At 74.5% G+C, this 25,245-nt stretch carries 22 protein-coding genes; 7 read left to right on the plus strand and 15 right to left on the minus strand.

Annotated elements, in window-relative coordinates; all coding sequences use genetic code 11:
• Positions 1-5: 5 nt before the first annotated feature.
• Positions 6-1,574, minus strand: coding sequence for an amidophosphoribosyltransferase (gene purF, locus BLT72_RS19760; RefSeq protein ID WP_091415201.1), 1,569 nt, complete (start codon positions 1,572-1,574; stop codon positions 6-8).
• 97 nt (positions 1,575-1,671) lie between these two features.
• Between purF and BLT72_RS19765 the strand changes: the two genes are divergently transcribed.
• A complete protein-coding gene (locus BLT72_RS19765; RefSeq protein WP_091415204.1) occupies positions 1,672-3,423 on the plus strand; it encodes a CDP-glycerol glycerophosphotransferase family protein in 1,752 nt (583 codons plus the stop codon).
• Positions 3,420-4,706 carry a DUF6986 family protein gene (locus BLT72_RS19770; protein ID WP_231930181.1) on the plus strand — a complete coding sequence of 429 codons (1,287 nt, stop codon included), beginning with the start codon at positions 3,420-3,422 and terminating at the stop codon, positions 4,704-4,706. Before BLT72_RS19765 ends, BLT72_RS19770 begins: the two co-directional genes overlap by 4 nt.
• A gap of 8 nt (positions 4,707-4,714) precedes the next feature.
• Here BLT72_RS19770 and BLT72_RS19775 read toward each other — a convergent pair whose 3' ends face one another.
• From BLT72_RS19775 to zwf, 3 genes are all read right to left on the minus strand, one after another.
• Positions 4,715-5,428 carry an SDR family NAD(P)-dependent oxidoreductase gene (locus BLT72_RS19775; RefSeq protein WP_091415207.1) on the minus strand — a complete coding sequence of 238 codons (714 nt, stop codon included), beginning with the start codon at positions 5,426-5,428 and terminating at the stop codon, positions 4,715-4,717.
• 304 nt (positions 5,429-5,732) lie between these two features.
• The gene (locus BLT72_RS19780) at positions 5,733-6,068 is read right to left on the minus strand and encodes a histone-like nucleoid-structuring protein Lsr2 (RefSeq protein WP_231930182.1); all 336 of its coding nucleotides are present in this window, start codon (positions 6,066-6,068) and stop codon (positions 5,733-5,735) included.
• Between the two features lie 184 nt (positions 6,069-6,252).
• A complete protein-coding gene (gene zwf, locus BLT72_RS19785; RefSeq protein ID WP_091415210.1) occupies positions 6,253-7,752 on the minus strand; it encodes a glucose-6-phosphate dehydrogenase in 1,500 nt (499 codons plus the stop codon).
• A 232-nt stretch (positions 7,753-7,984) separates the two neighbouring features.
• Between zwf and BLT72_RS19790 the strand changes: the two genes are divergently transcribed.
• From BLT72_RS19790 to alc, 3 genes are read left to right on the plus strand one after another with little or no spacing between them, the layout of a single operon-like run.
• A complete protein-coding gene (locus BLT72_RS19790) occupies positions 7,985-9,091 on the plus strand; it encodes a glycerate kinase (protein ID WP_231930184.1) in 1,107 nt (368 codons plus the stop codon).
• Positions 9,088-10,464: an allantoinase AllB gene (gene allB, locus BLT72_RS19795; RefSeq protein WP_231930186.1), complete on the plus strand. Its 1,377-nt coding sequence runs from the start codon at positions 9,088-9,090 to the stop codon at positions 10,462-10,464. The genes BLT72_RS19790 and allB overlap by 4 nt, the downstream gene beginning before the upstream one ends.
• The gene (alc, locus tag BLT72_RS19800) at positions 10,461-11,513 is read left to right on the plus strand and encodes an allantoicase (protein WP_091415215.1); all 1,053 of its coding nucleotides are present in this window, start codon (positions 10,461-10,463) and stop codon (positions 11,511-11,513) included. The genes allB and alc overlap by 4 nt, the downstream gene beginning before the upstream one ends.
• Positions 11,514-11,587: 74 nt before the next feature.
• Here the strand turns inward: alc and BLT72_RS22415 are convergent, their stop codons facing one another.
• Positions 11,588-11,758, minus strand: a complete 171-nt coding sequence (locus BLT72_RS22415; protein ID WP_157720583.1) for a hypothetical protein — start codon at positions 11,756-11,758, stop codon at positions 11,588-11,590.
• Between the two features lie 155 nt (positions 11,759-11,913).
• Positions 11,914-13,254, minus strand: coding sequence for a dipeptidase (locus tag BLT72_RS19805; protein ID WP_091415217.1), 1,341 nt, complete (start codon positions 13,252-13,254; stop codon positions 11,914-11,916).
• A 92-nt stretch (positions 13,255-13,346) separates the two neighbouring features.
• On the opposite strand from BLT72_RS19805, the gene BLT72_RS19810 reads away from it, so the two are divergent.
• Positions 13,347-14,129, plus strand: coding sequence for a sugar isomerase domain-containing protein (locus tag BLT72_RS19810; protein WP_091415219.1), 783 nt, complete (start codon positions 13,347-13,349; stop codon positions 14,127-14,129).
• A gap of 108 nt (positions 14,130-14,237) precedes the next feature.
• Here the strand turns inward: BLT72_RS19810 and purL are convergent, their stop codons facing one another.
• The 6 genes from purL to BLT72_RS19840 all read right to left on the minus strand — a co-directional run bounded on the left by purL (position 14,238) and on the right by BLT72_RS19840 (position 22,060).
• The gene (gene purL / locus BLT72_RS19815) at positions 14,238-16,529 is read right to left on the minus strand and encodes a phosphoribosylformylglycinamidine synthase subunit PurL (RefSeq protein WP_091415222.1); all 2,292 of its coding nucleotides are present in this window, start codon (positions 16,527-16,529) and stop codon (positions 14,238-14,240) included.
• A 10-nt stretch (positions 16,530-16,539) separates the two neighbouring features.
• Complete coding sequence (locus BLT72_RS19820; protein ID WP_091415225.1) at positions 16,540-18,549, minus strand: hypothetical protein; 2,010 nt, start codon at positions 18,547-18,549, stop codon at positions 16,540-16,542.
• A gap of 80 nt (positions 18,550-18,629) precedes the next feature.
• Entirely contained in the window at positions 18,630-19,310 is a 681-nt protein-coding gene (purQ, locus tag BLT72_RS19825) for a phosphoribosylformylglycinamidine synthase subunit PurQ (RefSeq protein WP_091415227.1), read from the minus strand.
• Positions 19,310-19,570, minus strand: coding sequence for a phosphoribosylformylglycinamidine synthase subunit PurS (purS, locus tag BLT72_RS19830; RefSeq protein ID WP_091415230.1), 261 nt, complete (start codon positions 19,568-19,570; stop codon positions 19,310-19,312). Before purS ends, purQ begins: the two co-directional genes overlap by 1 nt.
• 39 nt (positions 19,571-19,609) lie before the next feature.
• Positions 19,610-21,103, minus strand: coding sequence for an MFS transporter (locus BLT72_RS19835; protein ID WP_091415233.1), 1,494 nt, complete (start codon positions 21,101-21,103; stop codon positions 19,610-19,612).
• A 78-nt stretch (positions 21,104-21,181) separates the two neighbouring features.
• Positions 21,182-22,060, minus strand: coding sequence for a phosphoribosylaminoimidazolesuccinocarboxamide synthase (locus tag BLT72_RS19840; protein WP_091415235.1), 879 nt, complete (start codon positions 22,058-22,060; stop codon positions 21,182-21,184).
• A gap of 190 nt (positions 22,061-22,250) precedes the next feature.
• Here BLT72_RS19840 and BLT72_RS19845 point away from each other — a divergent pair, with 190 nt between their 5' ends.
• The gene (locus tag BLT72_RS19845; protein WP_091415238.1) at positions 22,251-22,433 is read left to right on the plus strand and encodes a PspC domain-containing protein; all 183 of its coding nucleotides are present in this window, start codon (positions 22,251-22,253) and stop codon (positions 22,431-22,433) included.
• Between the two features lie 62 nt (positions 22,434-22,495).
• Here BLT72_RS19845 and BLT72_RS19850 read toward each other — a convergent pair whose 3' ends face one another.
• Genes BLT72_RS19850 through BLT72_RS19860 form a run of 3 tightly spaced genes read right to left on the minus strand, consistent with a single transcriptional unit; the run spans position 22,496 to position 25,122 of the window.
• Entirely contained in the window at positions 22,496-23,485 is a 990-nt protein-coding gene (locus BLT72_RS19850) for an ABC transporter ATP-binding protein (protein ID WP_091415241.1), read from the minus strand.
• Between the two features lie 22 nt (positions 23,486-23,507).
• Positions 23,508-24,335, minus strand: coding sequence for an ABC transporter permease (locus BLT72_RS19855; RefSeq protein ID WP_091415243.1), 828 nt, complete (start codon positions 24,333-24,335; stop codon positions 23,508-23,510).
• On the minus strand, positions 24,328-25,122 hold the full coding sequence (locus tag BLT72_RS19860) for an ABC transporter permease (RefSeq protein ID WP_091415246.1): 795 nt from the start codon (positions 25,120-25,122) through the stop codon (positions 24,328-24,330). The genes BLT72_RS19855 and BLT72_RS19860 overlap by 8 nt, the downstream gene beginning before the upstream one ends.
• Positions 25,123-25,245 lie beyond the last annotated feature (123 nt).

Here is a 25,245-nt window from a genome sequence, read left to right on the forward strand (position 1 = left end):
GTCGGTCAGGGGCGGCTGAGGGCGTCGGCGGCCCCGACACCGGCGACGGCGCTGTGCAGGCCGTCGACGTCGGTCCGCGTGCCCTCGTCGGCCAACGGCCGGCCCATCCGCTCGCTGAGTGGCAGCTCGACCGGGTAGACGCCGTCGAAGCAGGCCCGGCAGAGGTTGTCCATGCCCACCTCGGTGGCGTCGACCAGCCCTTCGAGGGAGACGTAGCCGAGGGAGTCGGCACCGATGGACCGGCAGATCTCGTCGGTGTTGAGCCCGGTGGCGATCAGCTCGGCCCGCGACGCGAAGTCGATGCCGTAGAAGCAGGGCCACTTGACGGGCGGGGACGAGATCCGGACGTGGATCTCCAGCGCGCCGGCCTCGCGGAGCATCCGGACCAGGGCGCGCTGGGTGTTGCCGCGGACGATCGAGTCGTCGACGACCACCAGCCGCTTGCCGGCGATGACGTCGCGGAGCGGGTTGAGCTTGAGCCGGATGCCGAGCTGGCGCAGCGTCTGGCTGGGCTGGATGAACGTGCGGCCGACGTAGGAGTTCTTGACCAGACCCTGCCCGTAGGGGATGCCCGACTGCTCGGCGTAGCCGATGGCGGCCGGGGTCCCCGACTCCGGCACCGGGATGACCAGGTCGGCGTCGACGGGGAACTCCTTGGCGAGCGTGCGGCCCACCTCGACCCGCACGGAGTGCAGCCGCTTGCCCGAGATGGTCGTGTCCGGGCGCGCCAGGTAGACGAACTCGAAGAGGCAGCCCTTGGGCGCCGCCTCCGCGAAGCGCGAGCTGCGCAGGCCGGCGGCGTCGACGGCGATCATCTCGCCCGGCTCGATCTCGCGGATGAAGGATGCGCCGACGATGTCGAGGGCCGCCGTCTCGCTGGCCACCACCCAGCCCCGCTCGAGCCGGCCGAGGACCAGCGGGCGGATGCCCTGCGGGTCGCGGGCCGCGTAGAGCGTCTCCTCGTCCATGAACACGAGGCTGAAGGCGCCCCTGAGCCGGGGCAGCACCTCGGCGGCGGCCTGCTCGATGGTCATCCCCGGGTAGGTCGCCATCAGCGCGGTGACCAGCGACGTGTCGTTGGTGGAGTCGTGGGTGCCCTGGTGGGACCAGCTGTGCGTGATGCCGCCCGGGACCAGCGACTCGTCGAGCCGGTCCCGCTCGGCCAGCCACTGCTCCAGCTCCGCGGTGTTGGTCAGGTTGCCGTTGTGCCCGAGGGCGAGGCCACCGGACGCGGTGGGCCGGAAGGTGGGCTGCGCGTTGTTCCACACGCTGGCGCCGGTGGTGGAGTAGCGCGCGTGGCCGATCGCGAGGTGGCCGCGCAGCGAGTTCAGGGTGGTCTCGTCGAAGACCTGGGAGACCAGGCCCATGTCCTTGAAGACCATGATCTGGGAGCCGTTGCTGACCGCGATGCCGGCGGACTCCTGCCCGCGGTGCTGCAACGCGTAGAGGCCGAAGTAGGCGAGCTTGGCGACCTCCTCACCCGGAGCCCAGACGCCGAAGACCCCGCAGGCGTCCTGGGGTCCGCGGTCCTGGGGGTCGAGGTCGTGGTTCAGCCGGCCGTCTCCGCTCACCACCGGAGTCTAACGGCCGGTGACCCGGCCCCTCCCCCGCGTCCGGCCCCCTGCCCTCGGCCTCCCGGCGGGGGGCGGCCCGGCCACTAACCTTCTCGGCATGTCTGCCACGCGACGACCCCGCGTCCTGAGCCTGAGCGGGTGGTCGGGCGTGCTCGGGTCCAGCCGGTCCAAGATGGTCGACCTGCTGGTCCAGAACGGGGCGCAGGGCGCCGCCGTCGTGTCGCTGGTGCTGCTCTTCGCCGCGGGCACGACGGGACGCCTCGTCGGGGTCGCGGCGGGCCTCGTCGCGCTGGGCCTGGTGGCCTGGCTGCTGCGGCGCAGCGAGGCACGCCGGCCCGAGCTGCTCGGCGCCTACGTCGGCGCCCGGCTGGTGCTGCTGGTGGCCGTCGCCGGCGCCCTGCTGGCCCGCCGTCCCGAGGACCCGGTGTGGATCTGGCTGGGGACCGGCGTGGCCCTGCTGGCGGTCCTCGCCGAGAGCACGCTGCGCAGCATGCTGACCAAGACCGCGACGGTCGCGGTCAACCTGCCCGGCGTGCCGACGGTGCCCGAGCCCCCCTTCCCGACCCGCACCCTGCCGTGGATGACCCTCGGCGTCACCGCCCTCGGCTGGCTGCTAGCCCTGCTGGCGGCGCCCGGCTGGCTGCACCTGGTCGCCGGCCTGCTCGCCCTGGCCACCGCCGCGGCTCTCCTGGTGCACGCCGGCCGGGCGAACCTGGTGGCCCGGCGGGCGGCGCGCGGGCTCCGCAAGGCGCTCGTCGCCCACCAGCCGGCCTTCGTCGTCTACTACGCGACCGTCCAGGGGGCGCGCTACCAGCTGGGCATGTGGCTGCCCTACCTGGAGCGCCTCGGCGTGCCCTTCGTGGTCATCACGCGGGTTCCGGAGACCGTGCCCGTGATCGCCTCGCTGACCTCGGCGCCGGTCCTGGTGCCGCGCAAGAACAGCACCGTCGGCACCCTCGACCAGCTGGTGGTGCCGTCGATGAAGGCCGCCTTCTACGTGCAGGGCAGCGCGGCCAACTCCTTCTTCCAGCGCTACCGCCAGCTCACCCACGTCTGGCTCAACCACGGCGACTCCGACAAGGCGGCCAACTTCAGCGCCCGGCACGCGACCTACGACAAGCTGTTCGTCTCCGGGCAGCAGGGGGTGGAGCGCTACGCGGCCCACGGTGTGCACGTGCCGCCGGAGCGCTTCGTCGTCGTCGGCCGCCCGCAGGTCGAGCGGATCGAGGTGCACGACGAGCCGCTGCCGGCCGACGCGCCCCGCACCGTCCTGTACGCGCCGACCTGGCGGGGCGGGCGTCCGGCCACCAACTACTCCTCGCTGCCCCTCGCGGAGCAGGTCGTCGAGGCCCTGCTCGCCCGCGGCGCGACCGTGGTCTTCCGGCCCCACCCGCTCAGCTACAACGAGCCCGAGGACGCCGCCGTCATCCACCGGGTCCAGCAGCAGCTGGCCGCCGACCAGGCCGCCACCGGCCGCGCGCACGTCTGGGGTCCGGCGGCCGAGACCGACCGCGACATCCCCGCCTGCATCAACGCCGTGGACGCGCTGGTGACCGACGTCAGCTCGGTGGCGTCGGACTTCCTCGCCTCGGGCAAGCCGCTGGCCATGGTGGCGATCCGGACGTCCGGGAGCGCCTTCACCGACGAGTTCCCGATGGCGCGGGTCTCCTACGTCATCGAGAAGGACCTGTCGACGCTGGACGGCGCCCTCGGCCACCTGCTGGGCGACGACCCGCTGCGGGAGCGGCGGCTGGCCTACCGCCACCACTGCCTGGGCGACCACCTCGGCGCCCACGCGGCGGACGAGTTCCTGCGGGTGGCCGGGGCGATCGTCCGGGGCCAGCGGTGACCGCGGCGGACCGGGGGCCGCAGCGCACCGGGCTGTCGGCGGCCGACCTCGACGCCGTCGACGCCGCCCTCGCCCCCGCCGACGCCGACCGGCTGGCCCGCTACCCGGGCGACCGCACCGACCGGCAGCCCGTGCACACCGTCTACGTCCCGGCCGACCGGGTGCACGCCGACCTCGCCCCCGCCTGGGGCGCGCAGGCCCGGGAGGCGCTCCGCCGGCACGCCGCCGGCCCCGACGCCCTCGCGGCCGCCACCGGCCTCCCGGCGGCGGACGTCGCCGACGTCTGGGACCTGGTGCTGGCCAAGCTGGACCGCGAACCCGTCGAGGACCTCCGGGTGGACCTCGAGGACGGCTACGGCACCCGGCCCGACGCCGAGGAGGACGCCGACGCGCTCGCGGCCGGGACGGCGCTGGCCGCCGCGGTGGCCGCCGGCACCGCTCCGCCCTACCTCGGGGTGCGCTTCAAGTCGCTCGAGGCCGGCACCCGGCGCCGGGGGCTGCGCAGCCTCGACCTGCTGCTCGGGGCGCTGCTGGCCGACGCCGGCCTCCCGGCCGGCTTCGTCCTGACCCTGCCGAAGGTGACCTCGGTCGCCCAGGTGGACGCCATGGTCGACGTCTGCCGGCGCCTCGAGCGCGGCCACGGCCTGCCGGACGGCGTGCTGCGCTTCGAGATCCAGGTGGAGACCCCGCAGGCGGTGCTGCTGGCCGACGGCACCGCCGGCGTGGCGCCGATGGTGCACGCGGCGGCCGGCCGCTGCAGCGGCCTGCACTTCGGCACCTACGACTACACCGCGGCCCTGGGCGTCGCCGGCGGGTTCCAGGCGCTCGACCACCCCGCGGCCGACCACGCGAAGGCCGTCCTGCAGCTGGCCGCCGCCGGGACCGGGGTCCGGGTCAGCGACGGCTCCACCAACCTGCTGCCCGTCGGCGACCGCGCGGCCGTGCACGCCGGCTGGGCGCGGCACGCCCGGCTGGTCCGCCGCTCGCTGGAACGCGGCTTCTACCAGGGCTGGGACCTGCACCCGGCCCAGCTGCCGACGCGCTACCTCAGCACCTACCTCTTCTTCCGCACCGGCCTGACGAGCACGGGTCAGCGGCTCCGGCACTACCTCGCCGGCCGCGCCGACGGCGGGGCGCTGGACGAGCCGGCCACCGCGCAGGCGCTGGCCGCCGCCCTGGTCCGGGGCGCGCACTGCGGGGCGGTGACCGCCGCGGAGGTCGCGGCGCTGACGGGGGCCGACCTGGCCGTCGTCGCGGCGCTCGCCGACCGGCGGGTGGGTTGAGGACGCGCTCAGCCGACCGGTGAGCGCAGCGGCTGCAGCTGGATCTCGGTGGGGCAGCAGGACGGCGACGACGTGAGGACGAAGCGGAGCGCAGCCGCGACGTCGGCGACGGCCAGCAGGTCCTGCGGCCGCTGCTGACCGGCGGGTGACAGCAGCCCGCCGCCCGCCGCGACCAGCCCGGGCGAGATGAGGCTGACCTTGACCGCCGCGTCGCGCAGGTCGAGGAACGTCGCCCGGGCGAGGCCGGTCAGCCCGTGCTTGCTCGCGACGTAGGCCGCGTTGTCGGGGTAGGCCTGGTGACCTGCGCCCGAGCCGAGGTAGACCAGCGACGACGGTGCTGCGGCCACCAGCAGCGGGGCGACCAGGGCCGTGAAGACGGCCGGGGCCGTCACGTTGACGTCCATCAGCCTCCGCCACGCCGCCGGGTCGGCGCCGGCGGCGGACCCCCAGTCGAAGAGGCCCGGCGTCCAGACGGCGACGTGCAGCGGCCGGTCGGCGAGGCCCCGGACGGCGTCGCCGAGGGCGGCGTCGTCGGCGACGTCGACGGCGAGGGTGCGGACCTCGGCCCCCTCAGCCCGGCACTGCGCGGCGGCGGCCTGGAGCTCCGCGGCCCGGCGACCCCAGAGCACGAGGTCGTGACCGAGCGAGGCCAGCTCGACGGCCAGGCCGTGGCCGATCTGGCTGGTGGCGCCGACCAGGAGGGCGCGTCGTCGGGTGCTCATCTGCGCATCATGCCCCGGTCACCGCGCCCTTTCCGCCCGGGCCGCACGTCGGCCGGGACGACCCTCGCACAGCCCTTTCACAGCCGCCGGGTCGTGGTCGCTGAGGAGAGCGCTCCCACGACGGGGTGGCGAAACACCCGGACCCCGCGCGGTGCATGGTCCAGCACCGGCGAGGACGTCGTCGAGCGGTCGGGAAAGGGTATTCCGCCGGAGGTCCGGAACCACGTTCCCGCTCCCGATCCCGGGTCGAGACGACGCCGCCGGGCCCGCCCGTGGCGGACCCGGCGGCGGGCGTCTCCGGCGCTCAGTGGGCGGCGCGGTACTGCTCGATGAGCTCGGAGGAGAGCCGTCCGCGGGCGGAGACCTCCAGGCCCTGCTCCTCGGCCCAGGCCCGGACCGCCTTGGTGTCCAGCGGGGCCGGTTCCGACCGGGCGGAGCCTCGGCCGCGGTTGCTCACCTTGCGGGCCTTGTCGATGTAGACGCGGAAGTCCTCGCGCATCTTCGCGACGTTCTTGCCGCTGAGGTCGATCTCGTACGACGTCCCGTCGAAGGAGAACGAGACGCTCTTCCCCTCGGCGTCGATCTCACTGCCGTCAAGATCGTCGTACGTCTTGACGATGGTCTTCTGCGCCACGCTCATGTCCCTTTCCACACCCCGAGTTGTTCTGACAGAAAAGAGTGTAGGGCCACCTCAGCAACGACTTCCCGACGCGCCACGCAGACCTGAGCAGATCCTGAGGAATGCCGCCGGAATAGCCATTCTCGCGGCTATCCGAAGGGCCGGGAGCCGCCTTCAGGGCCGGCTTTCCCGAGCAGCGCCGAATTCAGCTGCGCCGGGTCCGCCACACGCGCTCGAACGGCAGCCGCCAGGCGTGCGGGGCGACGAGCTGGTGGATGGCGTTCGGACCCCAGGAGCCGGGGGCGTAAGGCTTCACCGGCGGGGGGTTCTGCAGCAGCGGCTCCGAGCGCTCCCAGAGGCTCTCGATGCCCTCGGCGGTGGTGAACAGCGTGTGGTCGTCCCGCATCGCGTCCATGATCAGCCGCTCGTAGGCCTCCAGCACGTCGCCGGCGCGGTCGGTCTCCTGCGTCGAGAACTGCATGCTCAGCTTGTCCAGCTTCATGCCGGGGCCGGGCCGCTTGCCGTAGAAGGACAGCGAGACCTTGGACTCGTCGGCCAGGTCGAAGGTCAGGTGGTCCGGGCCGGAGGCCCCGACGCCGGAGCCGCCCGGGAACATCGACTTGGGCGCCTCCTTGAAGGCGATCGAGATGATCCGCTGACCCTCCGCCATCCGCTTGCCCGTCCGGCAGTAGAAGGGCACGCCGGCCCAGCGCCAGTTGTCGATGCCTGCCTTCAGGGCGATGAAGGTCTCGGTGTCGGAGTCGCGCGCGACCCCCTCCTCGTCCCGGTACCCGGCGTACTGGCCGCGGACCACGTCGTTCGGGTTCAGCGGCAGCATCGAGCGGAAGACCTTGTTCTTCTCCTCGCTGATGGCCCGCGGCTCCAGCGCCGTCGGGGGCTCCATGGCGACGAAGGCCAGCACCTGGAACAGGTGCGTCACCACCATGTCCTTGTAGGCGCCGGTGGCCTCGTAGAAACCGGCGCGGCGGTCCAGGCCCAGCGTCTCGGGGATGTCGATCTGCACGTGGTCGATGAAGTTGCGGTTCCAGATCGGCTCGAACAGCCCGTTGGCGAACCGGAAGGCCAGGATGTTCTGGGCCGCCTCCTTGCCCAGGAAGTGGTCGATCCGGAAGATCTGCCGCTCCCGGAAGGTCTCGTGCACCTGGTCGTTGAGCAGGATGGCGCTGCGCAGGTCGGTGCCGAAGGGCTTCTCCATCACCACCCGCGAGCGCTCGACGAGGTTCGCCTCGCGGAGGGTGTTGATCACCGCGGGCGCCGCCGCCGGCGGGACGCTCATGTAGTGCAGCCGGCCGACCTCGCCGCCCAGCCGCTCCTCGGCCAGCCGGACGGCGTCGCCGAGACCGTCGGGGCCCGCGCTCTGCGGCACGTAGGTCAGCCGCTGCGCGAACTGGGTCCACTGCTCGTCGCTCAGCGGGTGGTGGGTGAACTCCGTGACCGCCTGCCGGGCGAACTCCCGGAACGAGTCCTCGGTGTAGTCCTCCAGCGAGGTGCCGATCACCTGGATGTCCGGGGCCAGGGCCGAGAGGGCGAGGTGCGCGAGCCCGGGCAGCAGCTTGCGCCGCGACAGGTCGCCCGTCGCCCCGAACAGGACGATGACGTGCGGCTGGAGGACCTCCAGCCCGTTGCGCGAGGGCCGCGAGCCGGGGGCCGGGTAGGCGATCGTCTGGGCGTAGTTGGTGACCACGCTTGATGCTTGCACTCCGGGGCGGGGGCCACAACACGGGGGCGGGACCTGTCACACGACCGACCCCGGGGCCCGGAGGGTCCCCCGGGTCGACGGGCGCGGTCCACCGGCGGCCCCGCCGTCGACGCGACGGCCCGCCCCTCCCTACCCTGGTGCGGGTCCGCGACCCCGTCCGGAGAGGCCCCCGGTGCCCCAGCCTGCGACTCCCGCCCCGCCGCCGCGACGTGTGCTCGTGGCCCCGGACAAGTTCAAGGGCTGCCTGCCCGCCGTCGAGGTGGCCGCTGCCGTGGCCCGCGGCCTGCGCCGCGCCCGTCCGGGTCTCGACGTTGTGGAGCTCCCGGTGGCCGACGGCGGCGACGGGACGGTGGCCGCGGCGCTGACGGCCGGCTACACCGCGGTGGAGACGTCCGCGACCGGGCCGACCGGGGAGCCGTCGACCGCCCGCTACGCCCGCCGGGGCGACCGGGCCGTCGTCGAGCTGGCCGCCGTCGTCGGTCTCGACCTGCTGCCGGGCGGTCGGCCCGACCCCCTGCACGCCTCCACCACCGGGCTCGGCCAGGTGGTGCGGCACGCGCTGGACACCGGCGTCCGCGAGCTGGTGCTGGGCCTGGGCGGGAGCGCCTCCACCGACGGCGGGGCCGGTCTGGCGCAGGCCCTCGGCGCCCGGCTGCTCGACGCCGCCGGTCGGGAGCTGCCGCCGGGCGGAGCCGCGCTGGCGCAGGTCGCCACCGTCGACCTCGGCCCGCTCCGCGACCGGCTCGCCGGGGTCCGGGTGCTGGTGGCCAGCGACGTCAGCTCCCCGCTGCTGGGACCCGACGGCGCGGCGGCGGTGTTCGGACCGCAGAAGGGGGCGGACGCCGCGCAGGTGGCCCAGCTGGACGCGGCCCTGACCCGGTGGGCGGCGGTGGTCGCGGCAGCCACGGGGTCCGACCACGCCGGCGACCCGGGCGCGGGCGCCGCCGGGGGCACCGGGTTCGCCGCGCTCGCCCTGCTCGCCGCGGAGATGCGCTCGGGCATCGAGCTGGTGCTCGACCTCGTCGGCTTCGACGAGCGGCTGGCCGGCGCGTCGCTGGTGGTGACGGGCGAGGGCTCGCTGGACGCCCAGTCGCTGGCCGGCAAGGCGCCCGTCGGCGTGCTCGACCGGGCGGGCTCCGTCGGCGTCCCCGTGGTCGTGGTCGCGGGCCGCAGCCTGCTGAGCGAGGCGGAGAGCCGGGCGGCGGGGTTCGCCGGCGTGCTCCCGCTCAGCGCCCTTGAGCCCGACGCCGCCCGCAGCATCGCGCACGCCGGTCCGCTGCTGGAGGAGACCGGGGCCGCCATCGCCCGGCGGTGGCTGGCGTGACCCGCCCCCCGGGCGTGACCGGCGCCGTCGACCTCGAGTTCCGGGGCCGGGTGCTGACCGAGGACGGGGTGGTGCTGCGCCGGGTCGCGGTCAGCGGCGGGCGCGTCGTCACCGTCGAGTCGCTCTCCGGCCAGTCCCCCACGGTGGCCCACGACGCCGACTCGACCGTGATCGAGCTGGCCGACGACGAGGTGCTGCTGCCCGGTCTCGTGGACACCCACGTGCACGTCAACGAGCCGGGCCGGACGGCGTGGGAGGGGTTCGCCACCGCCACCCGTGCCGCGGCGGCCGGCGGCGTCACCACGCTGGTCGACATGCCGCTCAACTCCATCCCCGCCACCACCTCGGTGCCGGCGCTGGAGGTGAAGCGCGCGGCGGCGCAGGGGGCCGTGGCGGTCGACGTCGGCTTCTGGGGCGGGGCGGTACCCGCCAGCCTGGGCGGGCTGGCCGCACTGCACGCCGCGGGCGTCTACGGGTTCAAGTGCTTCCTGCTGGACTCGGGGGTGCCGGAGTTCCCGGCGCTCTCCGCGACCCAGCTGCGGGAGGCGATGGGCGAGATCGCCGCGTTCGACGGCCTGCTCGTCGTGCACGCCGAGGACCCGGACGTCATCGCCGCGCACGCCGTGCCGCACACCACCCGCTACGCGGAGTTCCTCGGCTCGCGCCCGGTCGAGGCGGAGCTGCGGGCGATCGACACCGTGCTGGCGGCCGCCCGCGCCACCGGGTGCCGGACGCACATCGTGCACCTGTCGGCCGCCGACGCCCTGCCAACCCTGGCCGCGGCCCGGGCCGACGGCGTCCGGGTCACCGTCGAGACCTGCCCGCACTACCTGACGCTGGCGGCCGAGCGGGTCGGCGACGGCCAGACCGCGTTCAAGTGCTGCCCGCCGGTCCGGGACGCCGCCAACGCCGACCGGCTCTGGCAGGGGCTGGTGGACGGGGTCGTCGACGTCGTCGTGTCGGACCACTCCCCCGCCACCGCGGACCTCAAGCTGCTGGCCGAGGGCGACTTCGGCGCGGCCTGGGGCGGCATCGCCTCCCTCCAGCTCGGGCTGCCGCTGGTCTGGACGGCGGCCCGCGAGCGGGGCCTCGGCCTCGAGGACGTCGTCCGCTGGATGGCGAGCGGCCCGGCCGACCTCGTCGGGCTGGCGGGCCGGGGCCGGGTCGCCGTCGGCTCGCCCGCCGACCTCGTGGTCCTGGCCCCCGAGGAGGAGCACGTCGTCGACGCCGCCCGCCTGCGGCACCGGAACCCCGTCAGCCCCTACGACGGGCAGCGGCTGCGGGGGATGGTCCGCCGGACCTACCTGGCGGGCCGTCCCGTCACCGACCAGACCACGGCGGGCCGGCTGCTCCGCCGCGAGGAGACCTCATGACCGAGTTCCGGCGCTACCCCGACCTCGCCTCGCGCGACCTCGCCGGCAGCGTGGTGAGCGCGAACGACGAGCTGTTCGCGCCGCGGCAGAGCCTGATCGTGCCGGGCCCCGCCGTGCACGCCGTCGACGCGTTCGGGCACAGCGGGAAGATCTACGACGGCTGGGAGACCCGGCGACGGCGGGAGCCGGGCCAGGACTGGGCGGTCGTCCGGCTGGGCGTGCCGGGCATCGTGCACGGCGTCGTCGTCGACACCGCGTTCTTCCGCGGCAACTACCCGCCCTTCGTCTCCGTCGAGGCCGTCTCGGTCGAGGGCTACCCGCCGCCCGCGGCGCTCGAGCAGCTCGCCTGGACGACGCTCGTCGAGCGCTCAGCCTGCGGCGGCGACCGCGAGAACCTCTACGCGGTGACGAGCGACCGTCGCTGGACGCACGTGCGGCTGACCATCGACCCCGACGGCGGGGTGGCCCGCTTCCGGGTGCACGGCGAGGCCGTGCTCGACCCGCGGGAGCTGCCCGGCACCGTCGACCTGCTGGCCCTCGAGAACGGCGGACGGCTGCTCGACACCTCCGACGCCTTCTACTCCTCGCCGGAGAACCTCATCCGCCCCGGTCGCGCCCGGATCATGGGCGAGGGCTGGGAGAACGCCCGGCGGCGCGGTCCCGGCAACGACTGGGCGCTGTTCCGGCTCGCCGCCCGGGGCGAGCCCACCCAGCTGGAGGTGGACACCTCCTACTTCGTGGGGAACGCGCCGGGCCAGGTGCGGGTGAGCGCCGCCGACGAGGAGACGGCGCCGCTGACCGACCCCGCGTCCTGGTGGGACCTGCTGCCGCGGGTGCCCGTGCTGGTCGACACCCGCCACCGGTTCGCGGTGCACGCCCGGCGGCCGGCGACGCACCTGCGGATCGACGTCCACCCCGACGGCGGCCTGAGCCGGCTGCGCTGCTGGGGTGAGCTGCCCCGGGCCGAACGGGAGCGGCTCACCGGCCGCTTCCGGGACAGCCTGCCCGAGCACCACGTCGTCGCGGTCGCGCCGGTCCGTCCCGGCTGACGCCCGGAGGGCCGCCGGAGAGCACAGGACCGCCCGGCGCGGTGCGCCGGACGGTCCTGGTGCTGAGTCGCGGCTCAGACGGTCTGCGAGGTCTGCACCGCGAGGAAGTGACGCATCTCCGTGGTGTCCTCGACCGGGTTGGGGTCGAGCGCCGGGTAGCCGAGCTGCCGGTCCAGCCGCGACCAGGCGTGGTCGGCCCGACGGGCCTCGAGGGCGTGCAGAGCGGACGTGACGAAGTTCTTCATGGGGTCCTCCCACCAGAGATCGGATGGAGGCGCCGTTGCCGTGCACCCGGTCGGACCGGGTGCTGTGCTGTGCAGCAACCGTTCCTCCTCCGACATTCCCGAGTCCTCCCGCGGCCGGTACCCGGGCGCCGGCCGCAGCGGTCGCGGCCGGCGGGTCAGCCGGTCGGCAGGTCGGCGATCCCCTGCAGCAGCAGGGCCTCAGCCACGCACGCGGCCTCGAAGTCGCCGAGGTGCAGGGACTCGTCCGCGCCGTGCGCCCGGGTGTCCGGGTCGCCGACCGCGGTGACCAGCACGGTGGCGGTGGGGAACGCGGTGCTGAAGTCGGCGACCATCGGGATCGAGCCGCCCTGCCCGATGAAGACCGGCTCGACGCCCCAGGCCTCGGCGAACGCCCGGCGCGCCACCTCGGCCACTGGCCCGGCGAACGCGACGGTGCTGGGCTCGCCCGTGTCGCCCTCGAGCACCGTCAGCTGAGCCCCCCACGGCGTGTGGGCGTGCAGGTGCTCGACCAGCCGGACCATCGCGGCGCGGGCGTCGTCGCCGGGCGCGAGGCGCAGGCTGATCTTGGCCCGGGCGACCGGGGCGAGGGTGTTGGACGCGCGGTCGACCGGGGTGGCGTCCAGGGCGATCACCGCGAGAGCCGGCTTGCACCACAGGCGCTCGACGACGCTGCCGGTGCCGATCTGCTGCACGCCGTCCAGCAGCCCGGACTCGGCGCGCAGCCGGTCCTCGGGGTAGACCAGGTCGGGCGGCGGACTGGTGGCCAGGCCGGCGACGGCGACGTCCCCGCGCTCGTCGTGCAGCGTGGCCAGCAGCCGGCACAGCGTGGTCAGGGCGTCCGGCACCACCCCGCCGTAGGAGCCGGAGTGGATGGCGTGGTCGAGGGTGCGCAGCTCGATGACGCAGTCGCCCAGCCCGCGCAGGGACGTGGTGAACGCCGGCTGCCCGACGGCCCAGTTGGAGGAGTCGGCGATGACGAAGACGTCGGCGGCCAGGCTGGCGCGGTGCTCGTCGAGCAGCCGGGCCAGGGTCGGCGAGCCGATCTCCTCCTCCCCCTCGACGAAGACGGTGACCCCGACCGGCGGGCGGCCGTCGAAGGCGCGCAGGGCGGCCAGGTGCACGGCCAGCCCGCCCTTGTCGTCCGCCGTCCCGCGGCCGAACAGCCGCCCATCCCGCTCGGTCGCCGTGAACGGCGGGCTGGTCCACAGCGCCAGGTCGCCCTCGGGCTGCACGTCGTGGTGGGCGTACAGGCAGACCGTCGGTGCGCCGTCGGGGGCGGGGAAGCGCCCGATCACCGCCGGCTGCCCGCCCTCCACCCGGACCACCTGGACGTCGGGGCAGCCGAGGTCGCGCAGCAGGTCGGCCACCTGCCCGGCGCTGCGCTCCACCTCACCCGACCGCGCGGGGTCGGCGCTCACCGACGGGACCGCCACCAGGGCCTCGAGGTCGGCCCGCACCGAAGGCTGTTGAGCCCGTACCGTTTCCGCCAGCGTCATGGGCTGAGCCTAGGGCCCTCGCTCTGTAGGATTCCCACCAACCAGCCGCTCGCGAGGACAACGGTTACCAGCGGCCGTCGGAAGAGGTAGCGATGAGTCATCCCAGCGTCAACCAGCAGACCGCCGCCCGGGTGCTGCGGGAGGCCTTCGACAAGGTCGTGGACAGCCAGCAGGAGCAGATCGCGGCCGCCGCGGCCCTCGTGGTCGAGTCGCTCACCGCGGGCGGGGTGATCCAGGTCTTCGGGACCGGCCACTCCCGCAGCTTCGCCTCCGAGATCGCCGGCCGCGCCGGGGGCCTGGTGCCCGCCAACCGCATCTCGCTGTCCGACCTGACCTTCTACGGCGACCTGACGCCGGAGGAGGTGATGGACCCCTACCTCGAGCGCGACCCCTCGCTGGCGGCCCAGCTGCTGGCCGTGCACGTCATCGACCCGGCTGACGTGTTCATCATCTGCTCGAACTCCGGCGGCAACGGCTCCACCGTCGAGCTGGCCCGGCTGGTCAAGGAGCGCGGCCACCGCCTGGTCGCGGTGACCTCGATGGACCACACCACCCGGATCACCTCCCGGCACCCGAGCGGTCTGCGGCTGTTCGAGCTGGCCGACGTGGTGATCGACAACCGCGGGGTGTTCGGCGACGCGGAGCTCGAGCTGCCGGCTGACCCCGAGGGCCGCCCGCGCGGCGCGGTGCTCGCCACCTCCACCGTCACCAGCACGCTGATCGCCCAGATGCTCGTCACCGAGGTCTGCGGGCTGCTGGTGGAGGCCGGCCAGGAGGTGCCGATCCTCATCTCCGCCAACATCCCGGGCGGCGACGAGAACAACGAGCGGTTGCGGGAGCGCTACGGCGACCGCGTCAAGAGCGGCGGCCCGTGACCCCTCCCCGCAAGGGGCCGTCGCGTCCTGGGCCTGTCGAGGTGCTCGACGGGCCCAGGCGGCGGGGCCGCAGGGCGCAGCAGGACGTGCCCTGAGCCGGTCGGAGGGTCAGGCGCCGGCGACGACGGCGATCGGGTCGGCGGCCAGCACGGCGGGCAGGGTGGCCGACCAGGTGGTGCGGATCTGCTCCAGCGGCAGGCTGAACTGGCCCGCGACGGCCACCGTCGCGTCCTCGGCGCCGGTGACCCGGCCGAGCGGGTGCAGCGGCACGCCGTGCTCGGCGCAGAGGGTGGTCAGCGCGTCGGCCCCGGCGGCGGGCAGCGAGACCAGCACCCGGCCCGAGCTCTCGGAGAACAGCTGCACGAACGGGTCGGCGTCCGCGGGCAGCTCCACGGTCACGCCGTGCCCCCGCCGCAGCGACGACTCGACGAGCGCCTGGGCCAGCCCGCCGTCGGCGAGGTCGTGGGCGCTGGTCAGGAGGCCGCGGCGACCCGCCTCACCCAGCACCGCGGCCAGCCGCCGCTCGTGCTCGAGGTCGACCACCGGCGGTCGGCCCCCGAGGTGGTCGTGCGCCACGGCGGCCCAGACCGATCCGGCCAGCTCGTCGCGGGTGTCGCCCAGCAGCACGACGACATCACCCGCCCCGGCGAACCCGACGGGCACCCGCCGGCGGACGTCCTCGATGACCCCCATGACCCCGACGACGGGGGTGGGCAGGATCGGCGTGCTGCCGGTCTGGTTGTAGAAGCTCACGTTGCCGCCCGTGACCGGGGTGCCGAGCACCTGGCAGCCGTCCACCAGGCCGGCGATCGCCTGGGTGAACTGCCACATGACCGCCGGGTCCTCGGGCGAGCCGAAGTTGAGGCAGTCGCTGACCGCGACGGGCTGGGCCCCGGTGACGGCGACGTTGCGGTAGGCCTCCGCCAGCGCCAGCTGGGCGCCGACGTAGGGGTCGAGCAGGGCGAACCGGCTGTTGCAGTCGGTCGACAGCGCGACACCGAGGCCGGTCTCCTCGTCGATCCGCAGCATGCCGGCGTCCTCCGGCTGGGCCAGGACCGAGTTGCCGCGCACGTAGCGGTCGTACTGGTTGGTGATCCACGACTTGTCGCACAGGTTGGGCGAGCCGACCAGCGCGAGCAGCGTCGCGGCCAGCTCGTCCCCGGTGGCCGGGCGGGCCAGGCCCTCGACCCCGTCGGCCTGCACCGTGTCCTGCCAGGCGGGGCGGGCGTAGGGGCGCTCGTAGACCGGGCCCTCGTGGGCGACGGTGCGGGGGTCGACGTCGACGATGGTCTCGCCGTGCCACTCGATGACCAGCCGGTCGTCCTCGGTGACCTCGCCGACCACGGTCGCCTGCACGTCCCAGCGGGCGCAGATCTCCAGGAAGCGGGCGACGTCACCGGGCTCGACGACGGCCATCATCCGCTCCTGCGACTCGCTCATCAGGATCTCCTCGGGCGCCAGCGAGGAGTCCCGCAGCGGCACCCGGTCCAGCTCGACGCGCATGCCGCCGTCACCGGCCGCGGCCAGCTCGGAGGTGGCGCAGGAGATGCCGGCCGCTCCGAAGTCCTGGATGCCGGTCACGACACCGGCCGCGAACAGCTCCAGGGTGCACTCGATCAGCAGCTTCTCCATGAACGGGTCGCCGACCTGCACGGCCGGCCGCTTGGAGGGCTTGTCGTCGTCGAAGGTCTCCGAGGCGAGGATCGAGGCACCGCCGATGCCGTCGCCGCCGGTGGCCGCGCCGTAGAGGATCACCTGGTTGCCGGCCCCGGTGGCCTTGGCGAGGTGCAGGTCCTCGTGCCGCAGGACGCCGACGCAGAGGGCGTTGACCAGCGGGTTGCCGAGGTAGCTGCGGTCGAAGACGACCTCGCCACCGATGTTCGGCAGGCCGAGGCAGTTGCCGTAGCCGCCCACGCCGGAGACGACGCCCGGCAGCACCCGGTGGGTGTCGGGCTCCTCGAGCGGGCCGAACCGCAGCGCGTCCATCACCCCGACGGGTCGGGCACCCATGGCCAGGATGTCGCGGACGATCCCGCCGACGCCGGTGGCCGCGCCCTGGTGCGGCTCCACGTAGCTGGGGTGGTTGTGCGACTCGATCTTGAAGGTGACGGCGTAGCCCTGGCCGATGTCGACGACGCCGGCGTTCTCGCCGATGCCGGCCAGCAGCTTCCCGGCCGGGGTGTCCTGGCTGAGCTCGCCGAAGCGGCGCAGGTGCACCTTGGAGGACTTGTAGGAGCAGTGCTCGGACCACATGACCGAGTACATGGCCAGCTCCGAGGAGGAGGGCCGGCGGCCGAGGATCTCCCGGATCCGGGTGTACTCGTCCTCCTTGAGCCCCAGCTCGGCCCAGGGCTGCGCCTGGTCCGGGGTCGCCGCCGCGTTCTCGACCGTGTCCGCCACGGCCCCGACCCTACCGGCGGGCGGCCCCCCGGCTGAGCCACGTCCACAGCTCCCGGCCCGGTGCGGGCGAGGGCCAGCCCTCCCGCAGCGCGTGGTCCAGGCAGAACCAGCCCACGCTGACGGCCACCATCCCGGTGACGGTCAGCCAGACGCTGATCCCGCCGTCGTTGAGCAGGGTGCCGAGGACGGCGGTCGCCAGCGCGGCCTGCAGCACGGCGGGCAGGGTGGGGAACGCGGGACGCAGCACCGGGAGCGCGCAGCGCAGCACCAGCAGCCAGAGCAGCACCCCGATGACCAGGGTGGTGATGCCCGGCCCGCTGACCACCGTCTCGGCGGAGGCGACGGCCTTGCGGCTCACGACGTCGACCGCGTCGCCGTCGAGGACGCGCTGGACGAACCCGCCGAGGTGGCTGCGCCGGTCGGGGCCCCGGGACCAGTCGAGCAGCGAGATGGCCGCGACCGCCACCACCGCGGCCGCACCGACGGCCAGCAGCCGCGGAACCGTGACCCGGACGCCGGCGACCACCAGCAGCAGCCAGAGCACGGGCGGGGTCAGGGCGACGACGCCGCCGAAGTCGGTGCCCATGGTGGGCCAGCCCTCGCAGACGACGACGCCGAAGCCGACGACGGCCACGGCGACGACGGCGGCCCGGCGGTGACCGGCGGCGAGGAAGCGGTGAGCCAGCCAGCCCGCCAGGACCAGCGCCGCGGTGGCGTAGACCGCGAAGGTGACGTTGCCGAAGCCGTACCAGCGCAGCCCGAAGACCGGCCGCGAGTTCAGCATGGAGCCGGCCTGCATCGGGCCGCCGAGGGCGGCGTCGACGGTGAAGGCCGCCACGGTCAGCGCCGCCCCGACGACCGCAGCCGGCACGTCGAGGCGGGCGGCCAGGGCCAGCGTGGCCGCGGCGAGCAGCAGCGACCAGCCGATGACCGCCACCCCGAGAACCAGCCCGGGTGCCCCGCTGCCCGCCCACGGCACCGAGCCGGTCAGCATCATCGCGGCGCCCAGGACGCTGCCGAGGGTGAGGATCAGCCGCGGCACCGCGAAGCGGCGGCGCAGGGTCCCGACCAGGCCGACGAGGCAGAGGAGGGTGCCGAACCCGCCGAGCACCAGGTAGCCGACGACGGCCCCGTCGGACAGCGCGGCGACGGCCGCGAGGTGGTCCTCGACCAGCGGCAGGCTCAGCTCGGCCGGGTCGACGGCCAGCGGGGAGCCGTCGACGGTGACGGGAACGGCGGCGCCGGGCGGGGCGTCGTGGTCGACCAGGGTGCGGGTGAGGTCGGTGAGGGTGACGATGCCGTCCCGCCGGGTGCTCGCGGAGGTCAGCCAGCCGGGGAAGGTGGTGCCGAGCCGGTACACGACCTGCAGGGCCGGGTCGGCGGAGCCGGCGGCCGGTCCGACGCCGGTGACCAGCAGCGTCCGGCCCGGGTCGGCAGCGAGCCGGGCGATGACGGCGTCGCTCCGCGGGCCGGCGTCGACCAGGGTCGTCGGGCAGCGGGTGGTCAGGTCGTCGGCCAGGAACTCCTCCACCGTGCGGTAGTCGGCGAGCGTGCCGTCCGGCCGGGCGGCGGCGAGCGCCGCGCCGGGCCCGACGGCGGCGACGCAGCCCGCGACCGACCCGGCGAGCGTGCCCGGCCGGGCGTCACCGCGGCGGGCGGCGGCGGCGGTCAGCCGGGCGTCCCAGTCCTCGACCCGGCCGTCGCTGACCCGCGGGTCGCACAGCGCGCCGACGGCGGCGCGACGGCCGGCGCCCAGCGTCGTCCAGCCCGCGGCAGCGCAGTCGCCGACGTGGCGGGGCCGGACGCTGACCGCCCCCACCTGGGCGTCGGCGAGGCGCGGTCCCAGCACCGCACGGTCGGTGGGGGTGAGCGCCGGCCGGCCGGTGACCCCGACGACGACGACCTGGTCGGTGACCAGGCTGCTGGCCTGGGGCGGCTCCTGCAGCAGGTGCACCGCCCGCAGGCCCGCGAAGAGCGCCGCGAGCAGCAGCAGGAGGGCGAGCCAGCGCCGGGACAGCACCGGCCCTCCGGCCCCCCGGCCGCCGGACGCCGGGGCGAGCGGCCGCGCACCGCGGCGGGAGCGACCACCCATCGCGGGGGTCAGACCCGGGCGGAGAGGAAGCTCAGGACGCTGCTGAAGAAGGCGGTGCCGTCGGTGCTCGGGCCGGTCAGCGGGTCCACGTTGTGCTCGGGGTGCGGCATCAGGCCGACGACGTTGCCCCGCTCGTTGGCGACCCCGGCGATGGCGCGGAAGGAGCCGTTGGGGTTGTCACCGAGGTAGCGGGCGACGACGCGGCCCTCGCCCTCGAGCCGGTCCAGGGTGTCCTCGTCGGCGACGTAACCGCCCTCCCCGTTCTTGAGCACGATGGTGATCTCCTGGCCCGTGCTGTACCCGCCGGTCCAGGCCGTGTCGACGGACTCCACCCGGAGCCGCTGGTCGACGCAGACGAAGGTCCGGACGTCGTTGCGGATCAGGGCGCCGGGCAGCAGGTGGGCCTCGCAGAGGATCTGGAAGCCGTTGCAGATGCCGAGCACGGGCATCCCCGCGTTCGCGGCGTCGACGACCGCGCCCATCACCGGGGAGAAGCGGGAGATCGCGCCAGCCCGCAGGTAGTCGCCGTAGGAGAAGCCGCCAGGCAGGATGACGGCGTCGACGCCCCGCAGGTCGTCGCTGGCGTGCCACAGGGCGACGGGCTCGGCGCCGGCGATCCGCACCGCGCGCAGCGCGTCGTGGTCGTCCAGGGATCCCGGGAAGGTGACGACCCCGACCTTCGGCGCCATCAGGCGTGCGCCTGCGCGGGGGCTTCGACGCGGACGTCGAAGGTCTCGATGACGGTGTTGGCCAGCAGCGTCTCGGCGGCCCGGCGGATGTCGGCCAGCCTCTCCGGCGTCACCTCGCCGTCCACCTCGAGCTCGAACCGCTTGCCCTGCCGCACGGAGATCCCCGAGAAGCCGAGCCGGCCGAGCGCCCCGGTCACCGCCTTGCCCTGCGGGTCCAGGATCTCCGGCTTCGGCATCACGTCGACCACCACTCGCGCCATGCGGCGATCCTATCGGGGGCTCCCGGCGGAGCCGACATCTCAGGGAGCGCTGGACGCCGCCCCCACCCGCTCCGGCTCGGGGGGCGTGGCCTCCGCGACGGCCGCGCTGAGCCGCCTGTACGGCCGGCTGGCCAGGGCCAGGGAGGTGGCCAGCAGGCCGACGACGCCGGTCAGCACGAAGACGAGGGCCATGCCGCGGGCCGCGCCGGTGCCGAACCAGGGCCCGATCAGGTCGGCGGCCGCGCCGTCGGTCATCGCCGGGATGAAGACGAACTGGGTGAGCGGGCCGATGAGGAAGGCCGTCAGGGGGGACGCGGCCTGCTCGACGCTCTGCGCGAACCCGAAGACCCGGCCCTGCCGCTCGTAGGGGACCACGCGCTGCAGCACCGTCTGCTCCGCGGCCTCGGCGAAGGGCACGATCAGCATGTAGGCGTACATCCCGACCGCCAGGACGACCATCGAGGAGCGGAGCGGGAACAGGCACGTCACGGCCCACAGCACGAGGTTGACCATCAGCAGCGTGCGCACCGGGTTGGGGCCCAGCCCGACCTTGGCCACGAGCAGGCCGCCCACGATGATCCCGGTGCTCAGCGCCCCCCAGAGCAGGCCCCAGAGCTGCACGGAGACCAGCGAGAGCCCGTACGGGTCCAGCAGCGCCATGAAGACGCCGCCGAGGAAGTTGTTGAAGCAGGAGAACCCGATCAGGGCCAGCAGGCCGGGGACGCCGCGGACCAGCCGCAGGGTGCCGCGGAGGTCGATCCGCCGGTCCGCCGCGGCCGCGGGCCCCACCGCGGGGTCCGGGGCGGCGGCGGGGTCCAGGTCGCCGGGCGGGTCGAGGGCCCCGCCGGTCCCGGTCGCGCCCGGTGGTGACGGCTCGAGGGCGCCGGGCCGGTTCCCGGGGATCCGCACGCGGGCCAGGTGCACCAGTGAGGCGGCCAGCACCACGAGCGCGAGCAGCAGGGCGTAGAGCATGCCGCCGGCGGCGACCAGGAGGCCGCTGATGACGGAGGTGACCAGGAACGAGACCCCGGTGGTGGTGCCCACCAGGCCGTTGGCCCGGTCGCGCACCTCGGCCGGGATCAGCAGCGTCACCAGGGTGGAGAGGGCGATGGTCCGCACGTTGCCGGCGATCACCCCCAGCATCAGCAGGCCGACGAACACCCACAGCCGCAGGCTGTCGACGCGCGTGAAGTCCTCCGGCGCGCTGAGCAGGTAGACCGCGAGACTGACCGCGTAGAGGCCCAGCGAGAGGGCCGCGGACGTCTGCATGACCGTCTTCTTCGGGTGGTGGTCGACGAGGCTGCCCAGCCAGATGCCCGTCAGCGTGGTGAAGACCAGGAAGATGCCGGCGATCATCCCGGTCACGAACACCGACCGGGTCTCCAGGAACGCCCAGAAGGTCACCGCGAACCAGAGGGTGAAGTTGGTGACCGACACGACCAGCGTGTTGAGCAGGACGTGCAGGAAGGTGCGCTGCGGGCCTGCGCGCAGGTCCAGACGCGGTGCCGCTGCTGGTGGGTCCACCTCGGCCATGGCTCTCCTCCCCTGTCCGAGAACCTAGACCGGACCACCGACGGAAACCCATCGGTCGGCGGGACCCCCGCTCGGGGCTCAGGCCGGCGGCAGAGCCCGCCCGGTCAGCCGCTCGTAGGCCTGCAGGTACTTGGCCCGGGTCGCCGCGACGACGGCGTCGGGCAGGGCCGGCGGGGCGTCGCCACCGTGCCGGTCCCAGCCGGACGCGTGGAGCAGCCAGTCCCGGACGTACTGCTTGTCGAAGGACGGCAGCGGCCCGCCCGGCTGCCAGCCCTCGGCGTCCCAGAACCGGGACGAGTCCGGGGTCAGCACCTCGTCCGCCAGCACCACCGTGCCGTCACCGCGCAGGCCGAACTCCAGCTTGGTGTCCGCCAGCAGCAGCCCGCGCTCCCGGGCCACGCCCTCGGCTCGCACGTAGACCGCCAGCGTCAGGTCGCGGACCCGCTCGGCCAGCGGCCCGCCGACCGTGGCCGCGACCGTGGCGAAGTCGACGTTCTCGTCGTGCTCGCCCAGCGCGGCCTTGGTGGCCGGGGTGAAGATCGGCTCCGGCAGCCGGGAGCCGTCGACCAGCCCGGCGGGGAGCGGCACCCCGCAGACCGTGCGGGACTCCTGGTACTCCAGCCACCCCGAGCCGGTCAGGTAGCCGCGGGCCACGCACTCGACGGGGATCATCGTGAGCCGCTCGCAGACCACGGCACGGCCGCGCACCGGGTCCGGCACGTCGGTGGAGAGGACGTGGTTCGGCACCAGGTCGACCAGCTGGGCGAACCACCACTGCGAGAGCTGGGTGAGCACCCGACCCTTGTCGGGGATCTCGCTGTCGAGCACGAAGTCGAACGCGCTGATCCGGTCGGTGGCCACCATCAGCAGCCGGTCGTCGTCGAGGGCGTACAGCTCGCGCACCTTGCCGGCGTGGACCAGCGGGACGTCCAGCTGGGACTCGTACACGGGTTCCACGGCTTCCTCCTCGGGCGGTCGGCCCGCCCATCCTGTCAGCCCCGACCCGCCCGCCCCGTCGCCGTCCGCGGGTCAGGGTGAGGCCGCGCCCGCCCCTGAGCCGACCCCGGACCCCCTCGGAGAACCCTGGTCGGGCCCGTGGGCGTGGGCCACAGTGGAGGACATGAACCGTCTCGAGAGGACCATGCGCATGAACTCACTCGTCCGCCCCCGTCGTGACCGGATGATCGCCGGCGTCTGCTCGGGCATCGCCCGCCGCTTCGGCGTCAGCGCGAACCTGGTCCGGGTCGTCTTCCTGGTCAGCCTGCTGATCCCCGGCCCGCAGTTCCTCATCTACCTCGCCGCCTGGATCCTGATGCCGCAGGAGGTCTAGGGAGGAGTTCCCCCTCTTCGGGGACGCCCCTGGCCACCGTCAGACCTCCGGCCCCTCGGTCTTCAGACCGGGGGGCCGCTGGCGTGTCCGGGGCGGGAGTACAGGGTCCGGACGATGTCCTCGATGGCCGGCTCCTCCAGCGTCAGGTCGAGCACCTCGGCCTGGGCGCTGACGCCGGCCAGCACCTTGGCGGCCGTGGTCCGCTCGGGGCTGAAGGCCAGCCGCTGACGCTGCCCCTCCAGCTCGCTCCCCCGGTGCTCCGTGGTGGGGACCTGGAGCGGGGCGTGCGGGCCGGTGAGGTCGACGACCAGCACCCGCTGCAGCGCGACCGCGGCCCCCAGGTCGGTCAGCGTGCCGTCGTAGACCACGCGGCCGCGGTCCACCACCAGCACCCGCTCGCAGAGCCGCTCGATGTCGCCCATGTCGTGGGTGGTCAGCAGCAGCGTCATCCCCGAGCGTGCCCGCTCCGCCACCAGGAACTGGCGCAGCCGCTCCTTGCTGATCATGTCCAGCCCGATCGTCGGCTCGTCCAGGACCAGCAGGCGGGGCCGGTGCAGCAGCGCCGCCGCCACCTCGCCGCGCATCCGCTCGCCGAGGGACAGCTGCCGCACCGGGGTGTCCAGCTGGGGCCCCAGGCCCAGCTCGTCGACCAGCTGCCGGGTGCGCTCGGCCGCGTCGGCGGGCGGCCGCCGGTGGATGGCCGCGAGGATCCGGAACGAGTCGCGCAGGGGCAGGTCCCACCACAGCTGCGTCCGCTGGCCGAAGACGACGCCGATCTCGGCGGCCAGCCGGCGTCGCTGCGGGACCGGGTCCAGGCCGCAGGTGCGCACCTCCCCCGCCGTCGGCACGAGGATGCCGGTGACCATCTTGATCGTCGTGGACTTGCCGGCGCCATTCGCGCCGATGTAGCCGACCGCCTCCCCCGCCTCGACGCGCAGGCTGATGTCGGCGACCGCCTCCACGGTGCGACGGCGGCGGCGCAACCGGCCGGCCTTCTCGCGGACCACGAAGGTGCGGCGCAGACCGCGCAGCTCCAGCACGGGCGCTGGCACCCCTGGGACAGGATCGGGCACGTCAGCCTCCGGCTCCGGTGAAGTGGCGCAGTCCGCTGCGCCAGGCCAGGGCGGCCAGCAGCCAGGTCCAGGCCGCGACGAGCGGCGCCCACCAGCCCAGCCACGCGGGCAGCAGCGCCGGGCCGGGCAGCCCCAGCAGCAGCAGCGCGGGGGCGTAGCCGGTGAGGGTGGCCGGCACGACGAAGGTGAACACCGAGCGCAGCACGGGCGGCAGCACGCTGCCGGGCACCTGGCCGGCGTAGCTGCCGCCGTAGACGAAGCTCGAGGTGAACTCGGCGCCGTCGACCAGCCAGAACTGCACGCCGCCGGCCAGCGCGAACATCGCCCCGTAGATCGCGCAGCCCACGAGCGGGGTGGCCAGCAGCAGGTAGGCCCGGGCGGCCGTCCAGTCGACGTCGACGAGCGGCAGCACGACGACCAGCAGCAGCACGCTGACCAGCGCCCGGCCCAGCCGTCGCAGCTGGAAGTCCGAGGTGACGAGCTGGCCCATCACCGACATCGGCCGGACCAGCAGCGCCTCCAGCTGGCCGAGCCGCAGCAGGCTGGGGATGCTGTCCAGCTGGCCGAACAGCAGGTCGGCCAGCGCGAAGCCGAGGTTGGCCAGCGCGAAGACCAGCGCGGCCTGCGCCAGGTCGAGCCCGCCGAAGACCGGCACGGCCGAGAGGAGCACGTAGATCTCCGAGAACTCGATCACCCCGATGCCCGCGGCGCTGAGGAAGGTGAGCGCGAAGCCGACCCGGTAGCTGAGCTGGGCGCGCACCCGGGACCCGAGCACCACCCGGTAGGTGTGCAGCCGGGAGGGCCGGCGCAGGGCCTGCCCGTCAGCCACCCTGCACCACCAGCCGCCGGGTGGCCCGGGCCAGCACCAGCCGGCCGAGCAGGCCCACGGCGAGCAGCCAGCCCAGCTGGACGGCCAGCACCGCGAGCGCGTCGAGCCCCAGCACCCGCCCCGACAGCACGTCGATCGGGGCCTGGAACATCGACGGGAAGGGCGTGGCGTTCGCGACCGCGGCCAGCCAGCCGGGGAACAGGTGGACGGGCACGTACAGCCCGCACAGCGGCCCGATGACCACGAAGTAGAGCCCGGCGACACCCCGGAAGTCGAGCACCCAGAAAGCCGCGAGGTTGAGCAGGAAGCGCAGCGCGAAGCTCAGCGACACCGCGACCAGCACGCTGAGCAGGCCGAGCGGGTACGCCGTCCACGAGCCGGGCAGGGCCACGCCGACGGTCAGCGAACCGACCAGCAGCGGCGGCAGGCCGCGGGCGGGCAGCACGAACGCCGCCCGGCCCAGGTCGCGCGCCCACCAGGACAGCTGCAGGTCGACCGGGCGGGCGAGGTCGACGGCGATGTCGCCGGTGCGGACCCGGTCGGCGATCTCCGACCAGCCCATCAGGGCGAGGGGGGCCAGCAGCGCCTGCCCCAGCCAGACGTAGGTGGAGGCGCTGTCGGCGGTGTAGCCGGCCAGGCTGCCGCCGGCCGTGGCGATCGCCGTGACGAGGATGCCGACGCGGAGGAACCCGAAGACGGAGTTGGTGAACACCCCGGCCAGCACGGCCAACCGGTAGGTGCTGTACCGGCGGAGCTCGGCGGCCGCCAGCTCCCTCCAGGTCCGCACCGGCTCGACCCTAGGAAGCGGTCCGGGCGGGGTCAACGATCCGGGCGGGTCGTCGGCGGTCCGCGGCGTGTCGCGCCGGTGGACGCCTGCGATGAGTTCGGGGGTCGGTCGGAGTCGGTCCGG

The organism is Friedmanniella luteola, from assembly GCF_900105065.1.
Taxonomy (GTDB): Bacteria; Actinomycetota; Actinomycetes; order Propionibacteriales; family Propionibacteriaceae; genus Microlunatus; species Microlunatus luteolus.